Annotated in this window: 12 protein-coding genes, 1 tRNA gene and 2 pseudogenes; 11 read left to right on the forward strand and 4 right to left on the reverse strand. The window is 56.9% G+C overall.

Annotation, left to right across the window (positions count from 1 at the left end; genetic code table 11):
* Positions 1-128: 128 nt before the first annotated feature.
* Both AO068_RS22240 and baeS read right to left on the reverse strand, forming a co-directional pair.
* The gene (locus tag AO068_RS22240) at positions 129-803 is read right to left on the reverse strand and encodes a response regulator (protein WP_058409556.1); all 675 of its coding nucleotides are present in this window, start codon (positions 801-803) and stop codon (positions 129-131) included.
* Between the two features lie 5 nt (positions 804-808).
* Positions 809-2,200 carry a sensor histidine kinase efflux regulator BaeS gene (baeS, locus tag AO068_RS22245; RefSeq protein WP_058409464.1) on the reverse strand — a complete coding sequence of 464 codons (1,392 nt, stop codon included), beginning with the start codon at positions 2,198-2,200 and terminating at the stop codon, positions 809-811.
* Positions 2,201-2,344: 144 nt separating this feature from the next.
* Between baeS and AO068_RS22250 the strand changes: the two genes are divergently transcribed.
* The 5 genes from AO068_RS22250 (at position 2,345) to AO068_RS22270 (ending at position 10,233) form a co-directional block, all read left to right on the forward strand.
* Positions 2,345-3,547, forward strand: coding sequence for an efflux RND transporter periplasmic adaptor subunit (locus AO068_RS22250; protein WP_058409465.1), 1,203 nt, complete (start codon positions 2,345-2,347; stop codon positions 3,545-3,547).
* Positions 3,548-3,549: 2 nt separating this feature from the next.
* Positions 3,550-6,696 (forward strand): efflux RND transporter permease subunit, encoded by a 3,147-nt coding sequence (locus AO068_RS22255; protein ID WP_058409466.1) that lies wholly within the window; start codon positions 3,550-3,552, stop codon positions 6,694-6,696.
* Positions 6,696-8,105 (forward strand): efflux transporter outer membrane subunit, encoded by a 1,410-nt coding sequence (locus AO068_RS22260; protein WP_058409467.1) that lies wholly within the window; start codon positions 6,696-6,698, stop codon positions 8,103-8,105. The genes AO068_RS22255 and AO068_RS22260 overlap by 1 nt, the downstream gene beginning before the upstream one ends.
* A gap of 114 nt (positions 8,106-8,219) precedes the next feature.
* On the forward strand, positions 8,220-9,959 hold the full coding sequence (locus AO068_RS22265) for a tannase/feruloyl esterase family alpha/beta hydrolase (RefSeq protein WP_058409468.1): 1,740 nt from the start codon (positions 8,220-8,222) through the stop codon (positions 9,957-9,959).
* Positions 9,960-10,159: 200 nt separating this feature from the next.
* Positions 10,160-10,233 (forward strand) — tRNA-Cys (locus tag AO068_RS22270).
* A gap of 133 nt (positions 10,234-10,366) precedes the next feature.
* Here the strand turns inward: AO068_RS22270 and AO068_RS29340 are convergent.
* Positions 10,367-10,520, reverse strand: a pseudogene (locus AO068_RS29340) (DNA-methyltransferase); the annotation flags it as partial.
* Between the two features lie 113 nt (positions 10,521-10,633).
* On the opposite strand from AO068_RS29340, the gene AO068_RS29345 reads away from it, so the two are divergent.
* Both AO068_RS29345 and AO068_RS22280 read left to right on the forward strand, forming a co-directional pair.
* Entirely contained in the window at positions 10,634-11,278 is a 645-nt protein-coding gene (locus AO068_RS29345) for a hypothetical protein (protein WP_058409469.1), read from the forward strand.
* A gap of 81 nt (positions 11,279-11,359) precedes the next feature.
* Positions 11,360-12,109, forward strand: a complete 750-nt coding sequence (locus AO068_RS22280; protein ID WP_058409470.1) for a hypothetical protein — start codon at positions 11,360-11,362, stop codon at positions 12,107-12,109.
* 70 nt (positions 12,110-12,179) lie between these two features.
* Here the strand turns inward: AO068_RS22280 and AO068_RS29525 are convergent.
* Positions 12,180-12,557, reverse strand: a pseudogene (locus tag AO068_RS29525) (YceK/YidQ family lipoprotein).
* Positions 12,558-12,732: 175 nt separating this feature from the next.
* Between AO068_RS29525 and AO068_RS22290 the strand changes: the two are divergent.
* The 4 genes from AO068_RS22290 (at position 12,733) to AO068_RS22305 (ending at position 15,843) form a co-directional block, all read left to right on the forward strand.
* Positions 12,733-13,371, forward strand: coding sequence for an isochorismatase family cysteine hydrolase (locus AO068_RS22290; RefSeq protein WP_058409472.1), 639 nt, complete (start codon positions 12,733-12,735; stop codon positions 13,369-13,371).
* Positions 13,372-13,598: 227 nt separating this feature from the next.
* A complete protein-coding gene (locus AO068_RS22295; RefSeq protein WP_044323259.1) occupies positions 13,599-14,612 on the forward strand; it encodes an isopenicillin N synthase family dioxygenase in 1,014 nt (337 codons plus the stop codon).
* A 1-nt stretch (position 14,613) separates the two neighbouring features.
* Positions 14,614-15,000, forward strand: coding sequence for a VOC family protein (locus AO068_RS22300; protein WP_002553400.1), 387 nt, complete (start codon positions 14,614-14,616; stop codon positions 14,998-15,000).
* Positions 15,001-15,168: 168 nt separating this feature from the next.
* Entirely contained in the window at positions 15,169-15,843 is a 675-nt protein-coding gene (locus AO068_RS22305; RefSeq protein WP_057402516.1) for a lytic polysaccharide monooxygenase auxiliary activity family 9 protein, read from the forward strand.
* The last annotated feature ends 160 nt before the right edge of the window (positions 15,844-16,003 follow it).

Raw genomic sequence — 16,003 nt, forward strand, 5'->3', positions numbered from 1 at the left:
TCCCACGCTGGAGCGTGCGGAACGATAATCCCGACTATCGTGCGTCGCATGCCGTTCTGGACGCTCCGCGTCCGATGTTGGGTGCTTGGAACGGCATGGATGATGACGTGTGCTCAGCGCTGTGACGGTCAAAGCTCGAGCTTGTATCCCACGCCGTAAAGCGACTGAATCGGGTCCTGACCAGGACAGGCCTGCTCCAGTTTGCGACGCAGGTTGCGGATGTGGCTGTCCACCGTGCGGTCGGTTACTACGCGATGATCCGAGTAGAGCCGGTCCAGCAGATGGTCTCGGGAAAAGACCCGGCCCGGTGAGCGGGCGAAAGTGGCCAACAGACGCAGCTCAACCGGGGTCAGGTCCAGGCTGACACCATTGAACGAGGCTTGATAATGCGCTTCGTCCACCTGCAAACCCTTGGGCGTGTGCGGGTCGGTTGAGGAAGTGCGACGCAGTATTGCCTTGACGCGGGCTACCATCTCACGCGGGCTGAACGGTTTGCAGATGTAGTCATCCGCACCGAGGTCCAGGCCCAGCAAACGATCGATTTCCTCGACCAGCGCGGTGACCATGACAATGGGCACGGCGCTGAAACTGCGCAGCTCCCTGCAGATGTCCATGCCATCGCGACCTGGCAGCATGATATCCAGCAGGATCAGTTGCGGCGGCTGGGCTCTGACTGCTGGCACTACCTCCAGACCGTTGCTCAGGCAGTGGGTCGAATAACCGGCAGCGATCAGGTAGTCGCGCATCAGCGATGCCAGTTTGGGTTCGTCTTCGACAATGAGAATCGGCGTTTCGGTGGTCATAGAGGTCATGGTCGCAGCCGTCCAGGCAGGCACAGGGTCAGCCAGAGGCCGCCTGTGGGCGAATGGTCGGCGCTGAGGCTGCCGCCGTGGGCGAGGGCGATGCTGTGACAGATCGCCAGCCCCAGACCCGCACCGCCGCTGGCGCGGTTACGCGATGTTTCACCGCGATAGAAGCGTTCGAACAGCCTGGGCAATTGTGCTGGATCGACGCCGGGGCCGGAATCCATGACTTCGATACACACTTCATCATCGCGCATGGCTGCGCGAACCTGCACCGTGCCACCGGCATCGGTGTAGCGCACCGAGTTTTCCAGCAGGTTGCTGATCAACTGTTGCAGGCGGCCTGGGTCTGCGTGTACCGACAAGGGGTGAGTCGCAAGTTCCAGCTGCAAACTCAATTGACGCGCGGCGCAACGCTCCTCGAACATCTCAGTGATATTCGTCAGCAGCTCCGCCAGATCACAGTCGACCTTGCGGTAGGTCAGGGCGCCCACATCCGCCAGGGACAGCTCATACAGATCATCCACCAGCTTGCTGAGCATGCCGACTTCGCCCTGCAGGGACTTCATCGACGCCTGATCCAGTGTGCGCACGCCATCCTCGATGGCTTCCAGTTCGCCACGCAGTACCGACAGCGGGGTGCGCAGCTCATGGGAGACATCGGCCATGAATTCGCGGCGCATCTTCTCATTGCGCTCCAGGGTGTACGCCAGCTGATTGAAGTCGCGAGCCAACTGGCCTACCTCGTCGTTGGAGGAAACCGCCACGCGGCTGCTGTATTCCCCTGCGGCGAGCCGATGGGTTGCAGCGGCCACACGCTTGACCGGGTCGAGCAGCGTGCGGGCAATCCACCAGGCAATCAGCACCGCCAGCAGCAGCGACAGCACACCCATCGCCAGGCTGGCGCGCAACTGGTACTGCTGAAAGCGCTCACCACCCGCTTCACTGACGCTCTGAAAGGGTGTGACGGCCAGCCAGCCCACGATTTTGCCGGCGACTTCCACCGGGCGCATAAACTCATCGTCATGTACGCCCGGAAACCCCATTACCAGGTTCTTCTGCGCATCCAGCAGGGCGATTCGAAACACTGCACCAGTCAGATCGGAAGTGGGTGGTGTGGCCAGTCCGGGAATGGCGAAGTCCTGCGCGGGCTCCGGGCGCATCACCTCAAACCAGCGATCCTTGTTGTCACGCATGAACTCCCAACTGCCTTCGCGAGCATAGGCCACGGCCAGCCGCGGCAGGACCGGCGACATACGCTGCATGGCCTGCTCGTTGAGATAACCCAGAAAGCCACGGGCAAAACTCCAGTTCGCAGTCAGACCCATGATCAGGATCACTGACAGCACGCTGGCCAGTACCGCGACAAATAATTTGGTGGAGATGCTCGATTTCATGAAGGCTCGGGTTTTCCCTGAAGACGGCGTCCATTTAGGCCTTCGTGACCGCAAGTTTCAAGTCGGCTCAGCAATCTTCAATTTTCCTGCACATTTGCCTCGCACTCTGACATCAGGCTTTCGCCACAACGTCCTGAGGCAAACATGTCGAGCAAGATTTTCGCCAAATACCTGATGACGGTGACCTTTGTCATCTACGCAGCCCTTATCAGTCTTCTGAGCGGTTGTTCGGCGGATGATCCGCCGCCCGCTACGCCAAAACCAAGCGTGTCGGTCATCACTGTCCAGCCGCGCAGCCAGGCGCTGACCACCGAGCTGGCGGGGCGCACTCAAGCGTTCATGGTCGCCGAGATACGGCCGCAGGTCAGTGGCATCGTTCAGCAGCGGCTGTTCGTCGAGGGGGCAGACGTCAAGGCCGGCCAGCCTTTGTATCAGCTCGACAGTGCTACCTACCAGGCTGCGCTGGCGGAGTCACAGGCCACGCTCGCCAAGTCCCGTGCCACGTTCAAATCGGCGCAGGCGACCGCCAGGCGAGATATTGGACTGGCAAAGATAGATGCCATCAGCCAGCAGGATAAAGAAGACGCCGAGGCCAGTCTGTTGACCGCTGCGGCGGAGGTAAAAGTGGCGGAGGCCGATGTGCAGACCGCGCGCATCAACCTGGCTTACACACGTATTACCGCGCCCATCAGTGGCCGTATCGAGACCTCGACCGTCACCCCCGGTGCATTGGTGGTGGCCCAGCAGGACACGGCGCTGACCACGGTTCAGCAACTGGACCCGATTTACGTCGATGTCACGCAGTCCACCACCGAGTTGCTGCGTCTCAAGCGCGACCTGGCCAGTGGCAAGCTGCAAACCAACGGCGATGGGCAAGCCCGAATCACCCTTAAGCTGGATGACGGCAGCACTTATAACCACGACGGCCGCCTACAATTCAGTGGCGTCAGCGTCAATGAAGGCACCGGCACCGTGACGCTGCGTGCCAGCTTTGCCAACCCCGAGCGGCTGTTGCTGCCGGGCATGTACGTGGTAGCGGTGCTGGAGCAGGCGCAGGATCAAAATGCCATCCTGATTCCGCAAAAGGCCGTCAGCCGCAGTGCCAGCGGCCAGACCACCGTGTTACTGGTGGTCGACGGCAAGATTGAGCAGCGGGTGATCAGTGTCGACCGCACAGTGGGCAGCCAGTGGTGGGTGAGCAGCGGGCTCAAGGCCAATGAGCAGGTGGTGGTCGAGGGCGGGCAGAAAACGCCGGTGGGCACCGAAGTCAGTGTTCAGAACGCCGACAGCCCGAATTCGCCATCGCCGAGCGGCACTGTCGCTGCCACTGACGTGAAGGAGCGCTGAACATGGCTCGTTTCTTCATTGATCGTCCCATCTTCGCCTGGGTCATTGCCATTTGCATCATGTTCGCCGGCGGGTTGTCCATCAGCCAGCTGCCGCTTGAGCAATACCCCAATATCGCGCCACCGACGGTAAAGATCTCCGCCACCTACACTGGCGCATCGGCCAAGACCGTCGAAGACTCGGTTACCCAGGTCATCGAGCAGCAGATGAAGGGGCTGGACCGGCTGACTTATATGTCCGCCTCCAGCAGCTCTGCGGGCAGTGCGAGCATCAACCTGACCTTCGCCGCAGGCACCGACCCTGATGTGGCGCAGATGCAGGTGCAGAACAAGCTGCAACAGGCTGAATCACGTTTGCCGCAAAGCGTGCAGAGTGAAGGTTTGACGGTGACCAAGGGCAGTTCCGATTTTCTGATGCTGGTTGCCCTGGCATCCGATAACGAAAGTGTCACGGGTACGCAGATAGGTGATTACATTTCCAGCACGCTGCTCGACCAACTCAGCCGTATAGATGGCGTCGGCGACGTGCAGACCCTGGGTTCGGGTTACGCCATGCGTATCTGGCTGGACCCGGCCAGGCTGGAAAAGTACGCACTGATGCCCTCCGACATCAGCTCGGCGCTGGAGGCGCAGAACACCGAAGTTTCGGCAGGACAGTTGGGTGCCTTGCCTGCGGTGGCCGGGCAGCAACTGAATGCGACCATCAGCGCCCGCAGCAAGCTGCAGACGCCTGAGCAGTTCGAGAACGTGGTTGTCAAATCTTCCAGTGACGGCGCTGTCGTGCTCCTGCGCGATGTGGCGCGAGTGGAGCTGGGCAGCGAGAGCTACGACATCAACTCGGCGCTCAATGGCAGGCCAGCGGCGGCAATGGGCATTCAACTGGCGTCAGGCGCAAACGCGCTGAGCGTTGGCGAAGCGATCAAGGCCAAACTCAAGGAACTGGAGCCGTTCTACCCCACGCAGATGCAACTGAAGACAGTGATTGCCTATGACACGACACCGTTCGTGAGTCTGTCGATCAAAGAGGTGGTGAAGTCGCTGGGTGAGGCAATCGTACTGGTGGTGCTGATCATGTTTCTGTTCATGCAGAACCTGCGCGCCACGCTGATTCCGGCGATTACCGTGCCGGTGGTGCTGCTGGGCACGTTCGGCGTGCTGGCGCTGTTCGGCTATTCGATCAACACCCTGACCATGTTCGCCATGGTCCTTGCCATCGGCCTGCTGGTCGACGATGCGATTGTGGTGGTGGAAAACGTCGAGCGGGTGATGGGCGAAGAGCAACTGAGCCCGCTGGAGGCGACCCGCAAATCAATGGATGAAATTACCAGTGCGCTGATCGGCATTGCGCTGGTGCTGAGCGCCGTATTCATCCCGATGGCCTTTTTCAGCGGCTCCACCGGGATCATCTATCGGCAGTTCTCGGTAACCATTGTTTCGGCCATGCTGCTCTCTGTACTGGTTGCAATGACCCTGACGCCAGCGTTGTGCGCAACGATGCTCAAAGCCTCGGATGCTCAGTTGCATGCACAACGGGGCGGCTTTTTCGGCTGGTTCAACCGCACCTTCGACCGCAGCGCCGACCGTTACCAGCGAGGCGTTAGCGGTGTGATCAAACATCGTGGACGGGCTCTGCTGGTGTACGTGCTGGTGCTGGTGGCCATGGCTGTGGGTTATGTCAGCCTGCCCACGTCGTTTTTGCCGGATGAGGACCAGGGTGCGCTGATGGCGCAGATCCAGCTGCCGGTTGGCGCTACTGACAGCCGTACGCAGGCGGTGATGAGGCAGTTCGAGGCTTACATGCTCAAACAGCCGGAAGTCGAGGCGTTGATCAGTATCTCCGGGCTGGGGATGGGCGGTAACAGCCAGAACACTGCCAGGGCGTTCATCAAGCTCAAGGACTGGAGTGAGCGTTCCGGCAAGGGGCAGGGTGCCGCGCAGGTGGCGCAGCGGGCGACTCTGGCGCTGGCAAGCATTGGCGACGCCAGCGTGTTTGTCATGCAGCCGCCTGCGGTACGCGGCCTGGGGCAGAGTTCGGGGTTTGATGTGCAGATCAAGGACCTCGGCGGTGTGGGGCATGAGGCACTGGTGGCGGCCCGCGAGCAGTTTATCGAGCTGGCGAGAAAGGACTCGAGCATGCTGGGCGTGCGCAGCAACGGCCTGGACGACACTCCGCAGTTAAAAGTGACCATCGATGATCGCAAGGCCGGTGCACTGAGCCTGTCTACCAGCGACATCAATTCGACCCTGTCGACTGCGCTGGGCGGCAGCTACATCAATGACTTTCTCAATCAGGGCCGAGTGAAGAAAGTCTACGTGCAGGGCGAGGCTGCTTCGCGCATGCAATCAGCCGATCTGAACCATTGGTTCGTGCGCAACAGCAATGACGAAATGGTCCCGTTCTCTTCATTTGCCCGCAGCAGCTGGAGCTACGGCTCGCCCTTGCTGGAACGCTACAACGGCAATTCGTCGCTTGAAGTGGTGGGTGATCCTGCGCCAGGTGTCAGCTCGGGGACAGCAATGGATGCTGTTGAAGCAATCATCAAGCAGCTTCCCGAAGGCATCGGTTACGAGTGGACCGGACAGTCCTACCAACTGCGTTTGTCCGGCTCTCAGGCGCCCATGCTCTACGCGGTTTCAGTGCTGTTCGTGTTCCTCTGCCTGGCGGCCTTGTATGAAAGCTGGTCAGTACCGTTTTCGGTCATGCTCGTGGTGCCTCTGGGCGTGGTAGGCGCGGTGCTGGCGACGCGGCTCAGCGGTTTGAGCAATGACGTGTACTTTCAGGTCGGGCTGTTGACCACCGTCGGCCTGGCGGCAAAGAACGCGATTCTGATCGTCGAGTTCGCCAAGCACCTTCAGGAACAGGGAAAAAGCCTGCATGAAGCCACCCTCATTGCTGCCCGGCAACGACTGCGTCCGATTCTGATGACTTCGCTGGCGTTCATGTTCGGTGTGCTGCCGCTGGCCCTCAGCACCGGCGCAGGCTCGGCTGGGCGCAATGCAATCGGCACTGGCGTGCTGGGCGGTATGTTCAGCGCCACCGTGCTGGGTATTTTTCTGGTGCCGCTGTTCTTCGTCGAAGTCCGTCGCCGCTTCAGTCGTTCTGCAGGCAATGCTCCGGTTGCCCAATCCACATCTACAGGTGAAGCATGATGCGTCTTTTCTGGCCTTCGCTGGCTGTCACGGCGCTGCTCACAGGCTGCGTCAACCTGGCTCCGGATTATCAACGCCCCGAAGCGCCTGTATCGAACCAATGGCTGCCGGCGACGGCGGGCCAACCTGTTGCGTCAGGCAGCGTGCCCACGGATATCGACTGGCAGAACTTTTTCACCGACAAGCGTTTGGTACGTCTGCAAACCCTGGCGTTGGTGAATAACCGTGATCTGCGCCTGGCCAGCCTGAATGTCGAGAAAGCCCAGGCTCAATACCGTATCGAGCGTGCAGCGAGCCTGCCGACCATTGATGCCAGCGGCAGCGGCACGCATACACGCACATCGTCATCGACCTCGATGACCGGAAAGTCGTCGATCAGCCACGAGTACAGCGCGCAGCTGGGTTTGAGCAGCTATGAGCTGGACGTGTTCGGGCGCATTCAGAACCTTCAGGACGAAGCGCTTGAGGATTACCTGGCCTTGACCGAAACCCGGCGCAGCACGCAGATCAGCCTGATTGCCGAAGTGGCGACCGGCTGGCTCACCTTGGCTGCCGACAACCAGCTTTTGAAACTGGCCGAGGATACGCTGGCCAGCCAGCAGCAAAGCTACGACCTGACCAGAAGCAGTCATGCGCTGGGCGGTTCTTCCGGGCTGGAAGTGGCCCAGGCGCAGACAACGGTCGAATCGGCGAGGGGCGATGTGGCGCAATATAAAAGCCAGATTCTTCAGGACCGCAACGCCCTGCGTCTGCTGGTGGGCAGCGATCTGCCGGAAGAGCTTCTGCCCACTGCCGACGTGGCATCCGTGGCGCAACTGGTGCAGGTGTCGGACGAATTGCCCTCCAGCCTGCTGCAACGTCGTCCGGATGTGCTGAGCGCCGAACACAGCCTCAAAGCAGCGAACATCGACATTGGCGCAGCGCGTGCCGCGTTCTTCCCCAGCATCACCCTGACCGCCAGTGCAGGTTCTGCCAGTTCGAGCCTGTCAGGTCTGTTCAAGTCCGGGACCGGCGCATGGAGCTTTGCGCCGAGCATCAGCGTGCCGATTTTCGATGGCGGGTCCAATCGGGCCACGCTTGACTCGGCCAAGGTCGAAAACCAGATTCAGATCCAGACCTATCAGCAGACGATTCAGACTGCTTTCAAAGAGGTGGCCGATGCGCTGGCGGTGCGCAGCACGCTGGACGAGCGGGTTGCCGCACAACAGGCCTATACCGATGCCAGCCGCAGGAGCTACGAACTGGCCGATGCCCTGTATCGCGGCGGGTCGCAGAGTTATCTGGAGGCACTTGAGTCCCAGCGCTCGCTGTACAGTGCCGAGCAGGAGCTGATTTCCCTTCGCCTCACCGAGCAGAGCAACCGGGTAACGCTCTACAAGGTCATGGGCGGCGGATGGAATCCGGGGTGACTTTTTCTACTAGCCTTTGAATAATTGCCTGGCTTAAACGTTTTACCCTTACCTGCAGTGCGGTCATTTAGGTGCTCGCACTGTGGTTTTGATCCTTCATGAACAGGAGTTCTCATGAAACCCTCCCAGCCGAAGTACGTCCGCGCTCTGTCGCTGCTGGTCACTTCACTCATCATTCAGACGCCAGCCCAGGCTCGTACGCCGTCCTCTGCAACTGCCGACAACATTGCCCGGCTTGCGGTGGTCAAGCCAGTCAGCGCGTGCTCTGCGCTGACTGGCGTGGACCTCAATGATATCGGCGGGCAGGGCAGTCGCGTGCTATCGGCCAGTGAGTCGATGCGCAACGATGTAGCAGTGTGTGCCGTGGAAGGCCGATTGGCACCGCAGATAAACTTCAGGCTTGAACTGCCCACTGGCACCTGGGCACAACGCTACCTGCAAGTCGGCTGCGGTGGGCTGTGTGGCAACATAAACTCGACCGTGCGCGCCGCTGATGGCTGTAAGCCGCTTGATACCGGTGCATTTGCAGTAGCCTCCACCGACATGGGGCATCAGGCGGCAGATAACCATTTTGGCGACGATCCGCAGAAACGCGCCGATTTCGCTCACCGTGGCGTGCACCTCACCGCGCTGGCGTCGAAAAAACTGATTACCGCGTTTTATGGCCGCAAAGCCGAATACGCCTACTTCAGTGGCTGCTCGGACGGCGGCCGCGAGGCCCTGATCGAGGCCCAGCGTTACCCGGACGATTTCGACGGCATCATCGCCGGGGCTCCTGCGCTCAACTTTCAGGTACAGAAAACGCTGTACCACGGCTGGATGGCCCGCTCCAACCGAGGGGCAGACGGCAAGCCGATTCTCCTCGCTTCCCGACTGCCATTGCTGCACAAGGCCGTACTCGCCCAATGTGATGTGCTGGACGGGCAAATCGATGGCCTTGTATCCGACCCACGCATCTGCCACTTCGACCCCGCCGTACTGCAATGCAAGACAGCAGCCGACACTGCCAACTGCCTGAGTGCAGAAGAAGTGGCTGCTGTCAGACGTTTTTACGAGGGGCCGAAAGACCCTGTCAGTGGCGAACATTTGACCTTGGGCGGGCCGCAGCCTGGCTCGGAACTGGCCTGGGCAGGCGTATTCGTACCGGTCAGCGCCGATCAGACCGTCTACAGCGAAACGGCTGCACTGGAGGCCATTCGCAATGTGGTGTTCGAAAAGAACCCGAGCGCGGATTTCGATCTGAACGCACTGAACTTCGACAAGAAAACCTTTGATCAACTACGCCCGCTGCATGCGCTATACGATGCCACCAACCCGGACCTGTCACCATTCGCCAGCCGCGGCGGCAAGCTGATTCTCTGGCACGGCTGGGCCGACCCGAACATCTCGCCGCTCAACACTCTGGCGTACCACGAGGCGGTCGAAGCACAGATGGGCAAGACACGCACCGAGGCGTTCTCACGGCTATATATGTTGCCCGGTGTTTATCACTGCGGCGGCGGGGAAGGGCCAAGTCTGGTTGATCTGCTGACGCCGATCATGGCCTGGGTTGAAAAAAGCCAGGCACCGGATGCCATTGTTGCCCGACAGGCAGGCCCCGAGAAGGCCGGCAACCGGCAGAGACCGCTGCCAAAAGCCCTGCCAGCATCGATGGTTAAGGAAAACGTCGGTAATCGCGGACGTACCCGCAAGGTCTTTCCGTACCCGTTCATGGCCGAGTACGACCACAAGGGCTATTCAAAAAACGCTAACAGCTACCAGCGCGCCCAGCCATTGACCACAGAAAAAACACCGCACTGGATGGGGGCAGGCTTCTTCAAACCGTATGCGCCTCTGGAGCGTCAGGTTGATTAGCCATTACACCTGCGCACAGTGAGCGAATTATTTTCTCCTCGTTCTTGACATGACATGCGAACCAGTACAGAATTGCGTCCATTCCTGAGCGAGGAATTGAAAAAAACCCTTTAGATTCAATGGGTTGGAAGCCAAAGAAATACCGGTTTCCCGCGAAATGAAAATACGTTTGATGTTTAAGTGAAGCATCTTTCGTTTGAGGCCGAGTAGCAAAATGGTTATGCAGCGGATTGCAAATCCGCCTACGCCGGTTCGATTCCGACCTCGGCCTCCACTATTTGAAAGCCCCGCACCCACTTGGTCGCGGGGCTTTTTTTATTGTGCGGCGGATTTGTTTTCAGCCCTAATGGGGACAATTCTGGGACATCGACAGGATTTACATGTCCCACGGTCAGACAGCAAAATAGCACTTGGCGGAGCAAGCTGGCCAAGCGAGCGATGCACTCGGCTGGCGTTTCCTCTAGGCCGATCTGGTCTTCTTCGCCGTAGTCACGCAGACGTTAGTAAGTCGGGCTGGTCACGCACATAATGTAAGCTTTTATTTGGCAGCGCACGCATCATGTCGATGCAATTGCCTACCAATATCTGGTGGAGCTGGCTCATATATGATTCCAAGGGTGGCGTGAGTCTTTCAAGTGAGGTATTGGTAGCGAAAATTTTCTTAGGGCAAACGCATGAAAAAGTTGGAATTTTGGGGGGCAATTCTGACAGTTGCTTACCTCGCCCTGATGGGCTGGTGGTTATCGGTTAATTGGACGGCGTTTCTTTGCTTGAAATTAAATGAGCTGGGCGACTTTCTCGCTGGCACATTCGGACCTGTCGCTTTTTTGTGGCTCGTTCTTGGTTTTCTCCAGCAAGGCCGTGAGCTCAAGCTCAGTACGAATGCTTTGAGGCTTCAGGCAGAAGAGCTAAAAAACTCCGTTCAGCAGCAGACAGAGATGAATAGAATTCAAGCTTTGGGGTTAGCTAATCAGGAGCGCCTGTTTGAGCCATTGTTTGAGATCAGACACCTTGGGGATTATTTTTATCAGGGCGATTTTTTTGAAAAGTTCCAGATTGAAAACAGTGGCGGATATTGCGACTGTGTAAGCGTTGTTGTTGTTAGTGGCGGTGAGCCTCAGCACCCCATGCAGCTCGAGCCGTTGAACACCGGGACTGTTAGGGTTTTTTCTCTGGATGCTGACATGAGCCACTCTGAGATACATGTCTCGTACCGGGCCAGAAATGACACCAGAGGTTGCCGTTTTTTTTACCTCCAAAAGTGGCATGACGACGACGGGGATGGAGGCTACATTGCTAGGCAGAGGCCTGTATCGTGACTAACTTTTGTAAGACTCGTGACGTGCGTCAAACGAAGCTCGGACAACATCACAGTAGCAGAACACGAGGGGCGTTAATTTATGGAAGATTTTTCTGTTCGGCATCGACGATTTGTAGCCAATTATTTTGCTGGCAAAGTAAAAGAGCTCCATTTTCAACTGGCTATTGTGATTAATGGCTGTGATCAGTCGCTTAAGATGTTCACACGCGGAGATGAGATTTCAAGGGGGAATAACCGTGCAGTCCTCTACGGTTTTTCGGCATTTACGAACGTTATCCAGACGCTTAAAGATTCAGTCAAGACGGTGACAAACGAGCAGTTGGACTGGTCCAAGATATCACTTCTTCGACACGGTTCGTTCATGCATAATGTCCGAAACGCCGCAACCCATGACGGTAATCCAGTTATCAACGGATGGGCTGATGGGCGTTATTTCATTGCAACGAAAATTATTCGCCTAGACGCTCGCAATAAGATCGTTGAAGTTCCGGCGCCCATAGAGGATGTAAGAGCTATATGCTTGGAGTTCGCTAAAGATTTTTGCAATCTACTCCGAGAGACTTTGTTGGCTACGGAGAGTATTGATGATTTAAAAGAATCAATGTTTGATATTGCAGCGGTGGAAGAGGCATTTGCAAACTCCACCCTCATCCCGGGTTTCGCGCGGGAGCTGCTCGCTAACACTCGAGATGAATTAAAAAATTCTCTCAAAGAGATAAAATACGATCCTATTGCCGACGCAATACGAGAACTAGACGTAGCTATTCAGTATTGTGACTCGGTAACAGCTCTGAGCCCAGCTTCCGATTTTGAAAATTCCGTAGATTAACGTCTGCGATTACTTTCTGTGAAAGTTGCAGTAATCGCGGTTCGGCTTCTTAGTACTAAATTCATAGCGGCTACTTAAAGCGGCTCGCATTGATATAGCCATACTCATTTTGCTGATAAATTGTCCAGGGCAACAGCAAGGTGTCCGCAATTCCGGACACGCCCATGTCGAGCAGCACCCATGCCGGATGGGGGCGCATCTGATAGGAAACGAACGGTTGGGGTTCGGCGTGCAGTTCACAGGAATCGAGCATAGACCCGCTATACACTCGCGGAATTGATGAACAATGTGATTTCTAGGCAGTGAGCTTTTCACCTGCCACGGAATCGGGTCTGAACGTAGTATTGATTGTTCCGCATCCCGTCAAGGCAAGCGCCAGCAGTAACATGCCATGCGTTCTCAGATAAAACCTGCCTGACACTTTTTGCTCTACGAAGCCTGGCTTCATTTCAATGCTCCTTGTGTTTTCAATGCGTTTAGGACGGCAGTTCCGGTGTGTAAGACACAGGCTATTTATCTGCGTGATCAATATGCAGTTCTTTCCTATATTTCCTCGAGACATACAGCACGATTATTGCTTGGCAAGCCTACCCAGCCTGTCAGGCTCAATCGAGGTGAGTCCCATGAGCAAACCCCTTGTCCGATGGCCGATCAACCCGCGCAGAACGGCGGTCATTGTTGTAGACATGCAAAAAGTCTTTTGTGAGCCTACCGGGGCGTTGTACGTAAAAAGTACAGCGGATATCGTCCAGCCGATCCAGACGCTGCTGCAGGCCGCGCGGGCTGCTCAGGTGACGGTGGTTTATCTGCGCCATATCGTGCGCGGCGATGGTTCGGACACCGGGCGCATGCGCGATTTGTACCCGAATGTGGATCAGATACTGGCACGGCATGATCCGGACGTTGAGGTTATCGAAGCGCTCGCGCCCCAGTCGGGTGATGTGATTGTCGACAAGCTGTTCTACAGCGGCTTTCACAACACGGACCTGGACACGGTGCTGCGCGCGCGGGATGTCGATACGATCATTGTCTGCGGTACGGTCACCAACGTGTGTTGTGAAACCACGATCAGGGACGGCGTGCACCGGGAATACAAGGTTATCGCCCTGAGTGACGCCAATGCTGCAATGGACTACCCGGATGTCGGTTTTGGTGCAGTTTCAGCCGCAGACGTTCAGCGTATATCGCTGACAACTATTGCCTATGAGTTCGGAGAGGTCACCACGACCGCCGAGGTCATCCGGCGTATTGAAAGTGCGTAGCCGCACGGGAGAAAAATGTGCGCAGTTCTGGGCCGTTTTTCATCTGTGCGCATTCAAACCATGCGTTCCGTTTCAGACCGTTTGATCTGGCTTGAACGGTCGATACGGCTAACTGATTGTATGAATTGTGAATTCTTGCAGTGGCATGCTTTCTGCTCTCGTCTCGCTGACCTTCACCCTTGCCGGTGAAACTTTCCCGCACCGTGTCAGCGAGAGGAAGCAGCCGTATGACTCTGCACTATGTGCCCATTATCAACCTGGCCCCTTATTTTTCAGGAGAACCGGACGGCAAGGCAGCCGTGGCGCAGGCAGTCAATCAAGCGTGCAAGGACATTGGGTTTCTGGTAATCACCGAGCACCAGATTCCCAAAGAACTTATCGATAAGGTCTCCGGTTTGACCCGCCAGTTCTTTGATTTGCCGCTGGCGGAAAAACGCAAGGTTGATCGTCCCAGCCCGGAAATGGTGCGTGGGTACAGCGCGATAGCCGAGGAGAGCCTTTCATATTCTCTGGAAGAAAGTGCGCCGGGGGATCTGAAGGAATCCTTCTCCATCGGGCCGAGCAACGTGCCGAACGAAGATTATTACCACAACGCCGAAGCAGGCTCGCACTTCGCGCCGAATGTCTGGCCTGCCGAGGCATTGCTGCCTGGGTTCAAAGAGGCGTATCAAGCTTATTTCGAGGCGATGAGTGAACTGGCGCAATCGTTGATGCGCCTGTTTGCCCTGGCATTGGAACTGGATGAGTGCTTTTTTGATGACAGAATCGACCGGCATATCAGCATGTTCCGCAGCCTGAGTTACCCGGACATCAAGACCGAAGTCGAGGCCGGCCAGCTGCGCGCCAGCGCGCATACCGACTACGGCAGCCTGACCATTGTGCGCCCCGACAATGCGCTGGGTGGCTTGCAGGTACGTAATCAGCAAGGCGAATGGGTCGATGTGCCCTATGTCGAGAACGGTTTTGTGGTCAACATCGGCGACCTGATGATGCAGTGGACCAACGACCAGTGGATTTCCACCCTGCACCGCGTGGTCAACCCGCCCATTAGCAGTGAGCAGGACAACCGTCGGCAGTCATTGGTGTTCTTCCATCAACCCAACTACGACACCTTGATCGAGTGCCTGCCCGGTTGCCTGCCGCCTGGCACCACGCCACGGCACGCGCCGGTGACTTCGGGCGACCACTTGCTGGCCAAGTTCGTCAAACAGACGACCTTCGGCGGCAGCAAGGTAGCCTGATATGAGCACACTTTCATACGTCAACGTGTTCGCGCAGGACATCATCGGTTTAAGCGGTTTTTACTCGAAGCTGTTCGGCTTCAGTGAAATCGAGGCCATCAGGTCGCCTATTTTTCGTGGGCTGGACACAGGCAAATCCTGCATCGGTTTCAATGCACTCGATGCCTACGAATTGTTGGGGCTGGATGAGTTTACTGGTAGCACCGGTTGCCGGTTTCTCCTCAACATTGATGTCGATGAGCAATCCGAGGTGGACAGGTTGGTGCCTCAAGCAGTGGCGCTGGGTGCGCGATTGATCAAGGCGCCGTATCTGACGTATTACCATTGGTATCAGGCGGTTTTGCTGGACCCCGAGGGGAATATATTTCGGATTAACTTCATGCTTTAAGTGCTGCGGGCACGTACAACAACGGTGGCGGGTTGGGCAGTTCACCAGCCCTCACGTTTCAGGTTTTCACAGAAAAATCTACTGGCTGTACTGCTAGCTATCCGGCCCATGGAAGCAGGTCTTCAATTGTGCAACAGGCAAGGCATGCCTGATTCAAGAATTGGGGATATGGAAATGAGCGAATCTGATAGTAAGCAACCCAGACACGGCAGGGTTATCGAGCCTGCATCGCGGGGCTCGTATGCCATGGATCAGGGCATGGTACTGGAGTGGCATCTGCACGGAATAGAAAGCGGCAAAAACTTCCCTGATAAATTAGAAGGCCCTGCACACGATTTTCCTCGCAGAGACGAGTATCCAGATGGCGATGTTGATAGTGCTGCCCCGCCAGTAGATGGACTGATAATGAGTGCAGGCTGGATTGATGAGCGCGACTGTTTGAATTACACCGATACCGAACTCACTGAGGCACTGAAAAAGAAGGGCATCCTTAACACTGAAGGCTGGCCTCGCCTGAGCGTGAAAAGTGGGAGTACGTTTGACGTAACCTGGAGGTATGAAGCGACTCATGTGACGCGTGGTTATCGTTGGTTCATTACCAAAGATGGATGGGACGAGAGCACCCGATTGACGCGCAATCACTTTCAAGAGAACCCTTTTGACGAAAAAATTTCCCTTCTTCAGCCTTTTGACAAACACCGCGGTGAGCTTGAGCCGGCAATAATAGATTCGGCAGTGTTGCCAGAGGGCAAAAAGGGTCACCATTGCATTCTTCTGCTCTGGATTGTTGCAGAGTCGCCGATGGCGTTTTATCAAGCATTTGATGTCGACTTTGGTGAGTAAATCGGCATTCTGCAAGGTCTGCGGTTTAACCGCCGGGTGCTTCCAGGATCGGCTTCCGTCTTGCATTTTGGGTGTTCAGGTTACTGGAGTGCAGCGATAGACGTGAAGACTGCGGAGCAAGCCCCGGCGATCCCATTCGCCGGTATCACTCAGGGATGTT

Source organism: Pseudomonas sp. ICMP 3272, from assembly GCF_001466905.1.
GTDB classification, from domain to species: Bacteria; Pseudomonadota; Gammaproteobacteria; order Pseudomonadales; family Pseudomonadaceae; genus Aquipseudomonas; species Aquipseudomonas amygdali.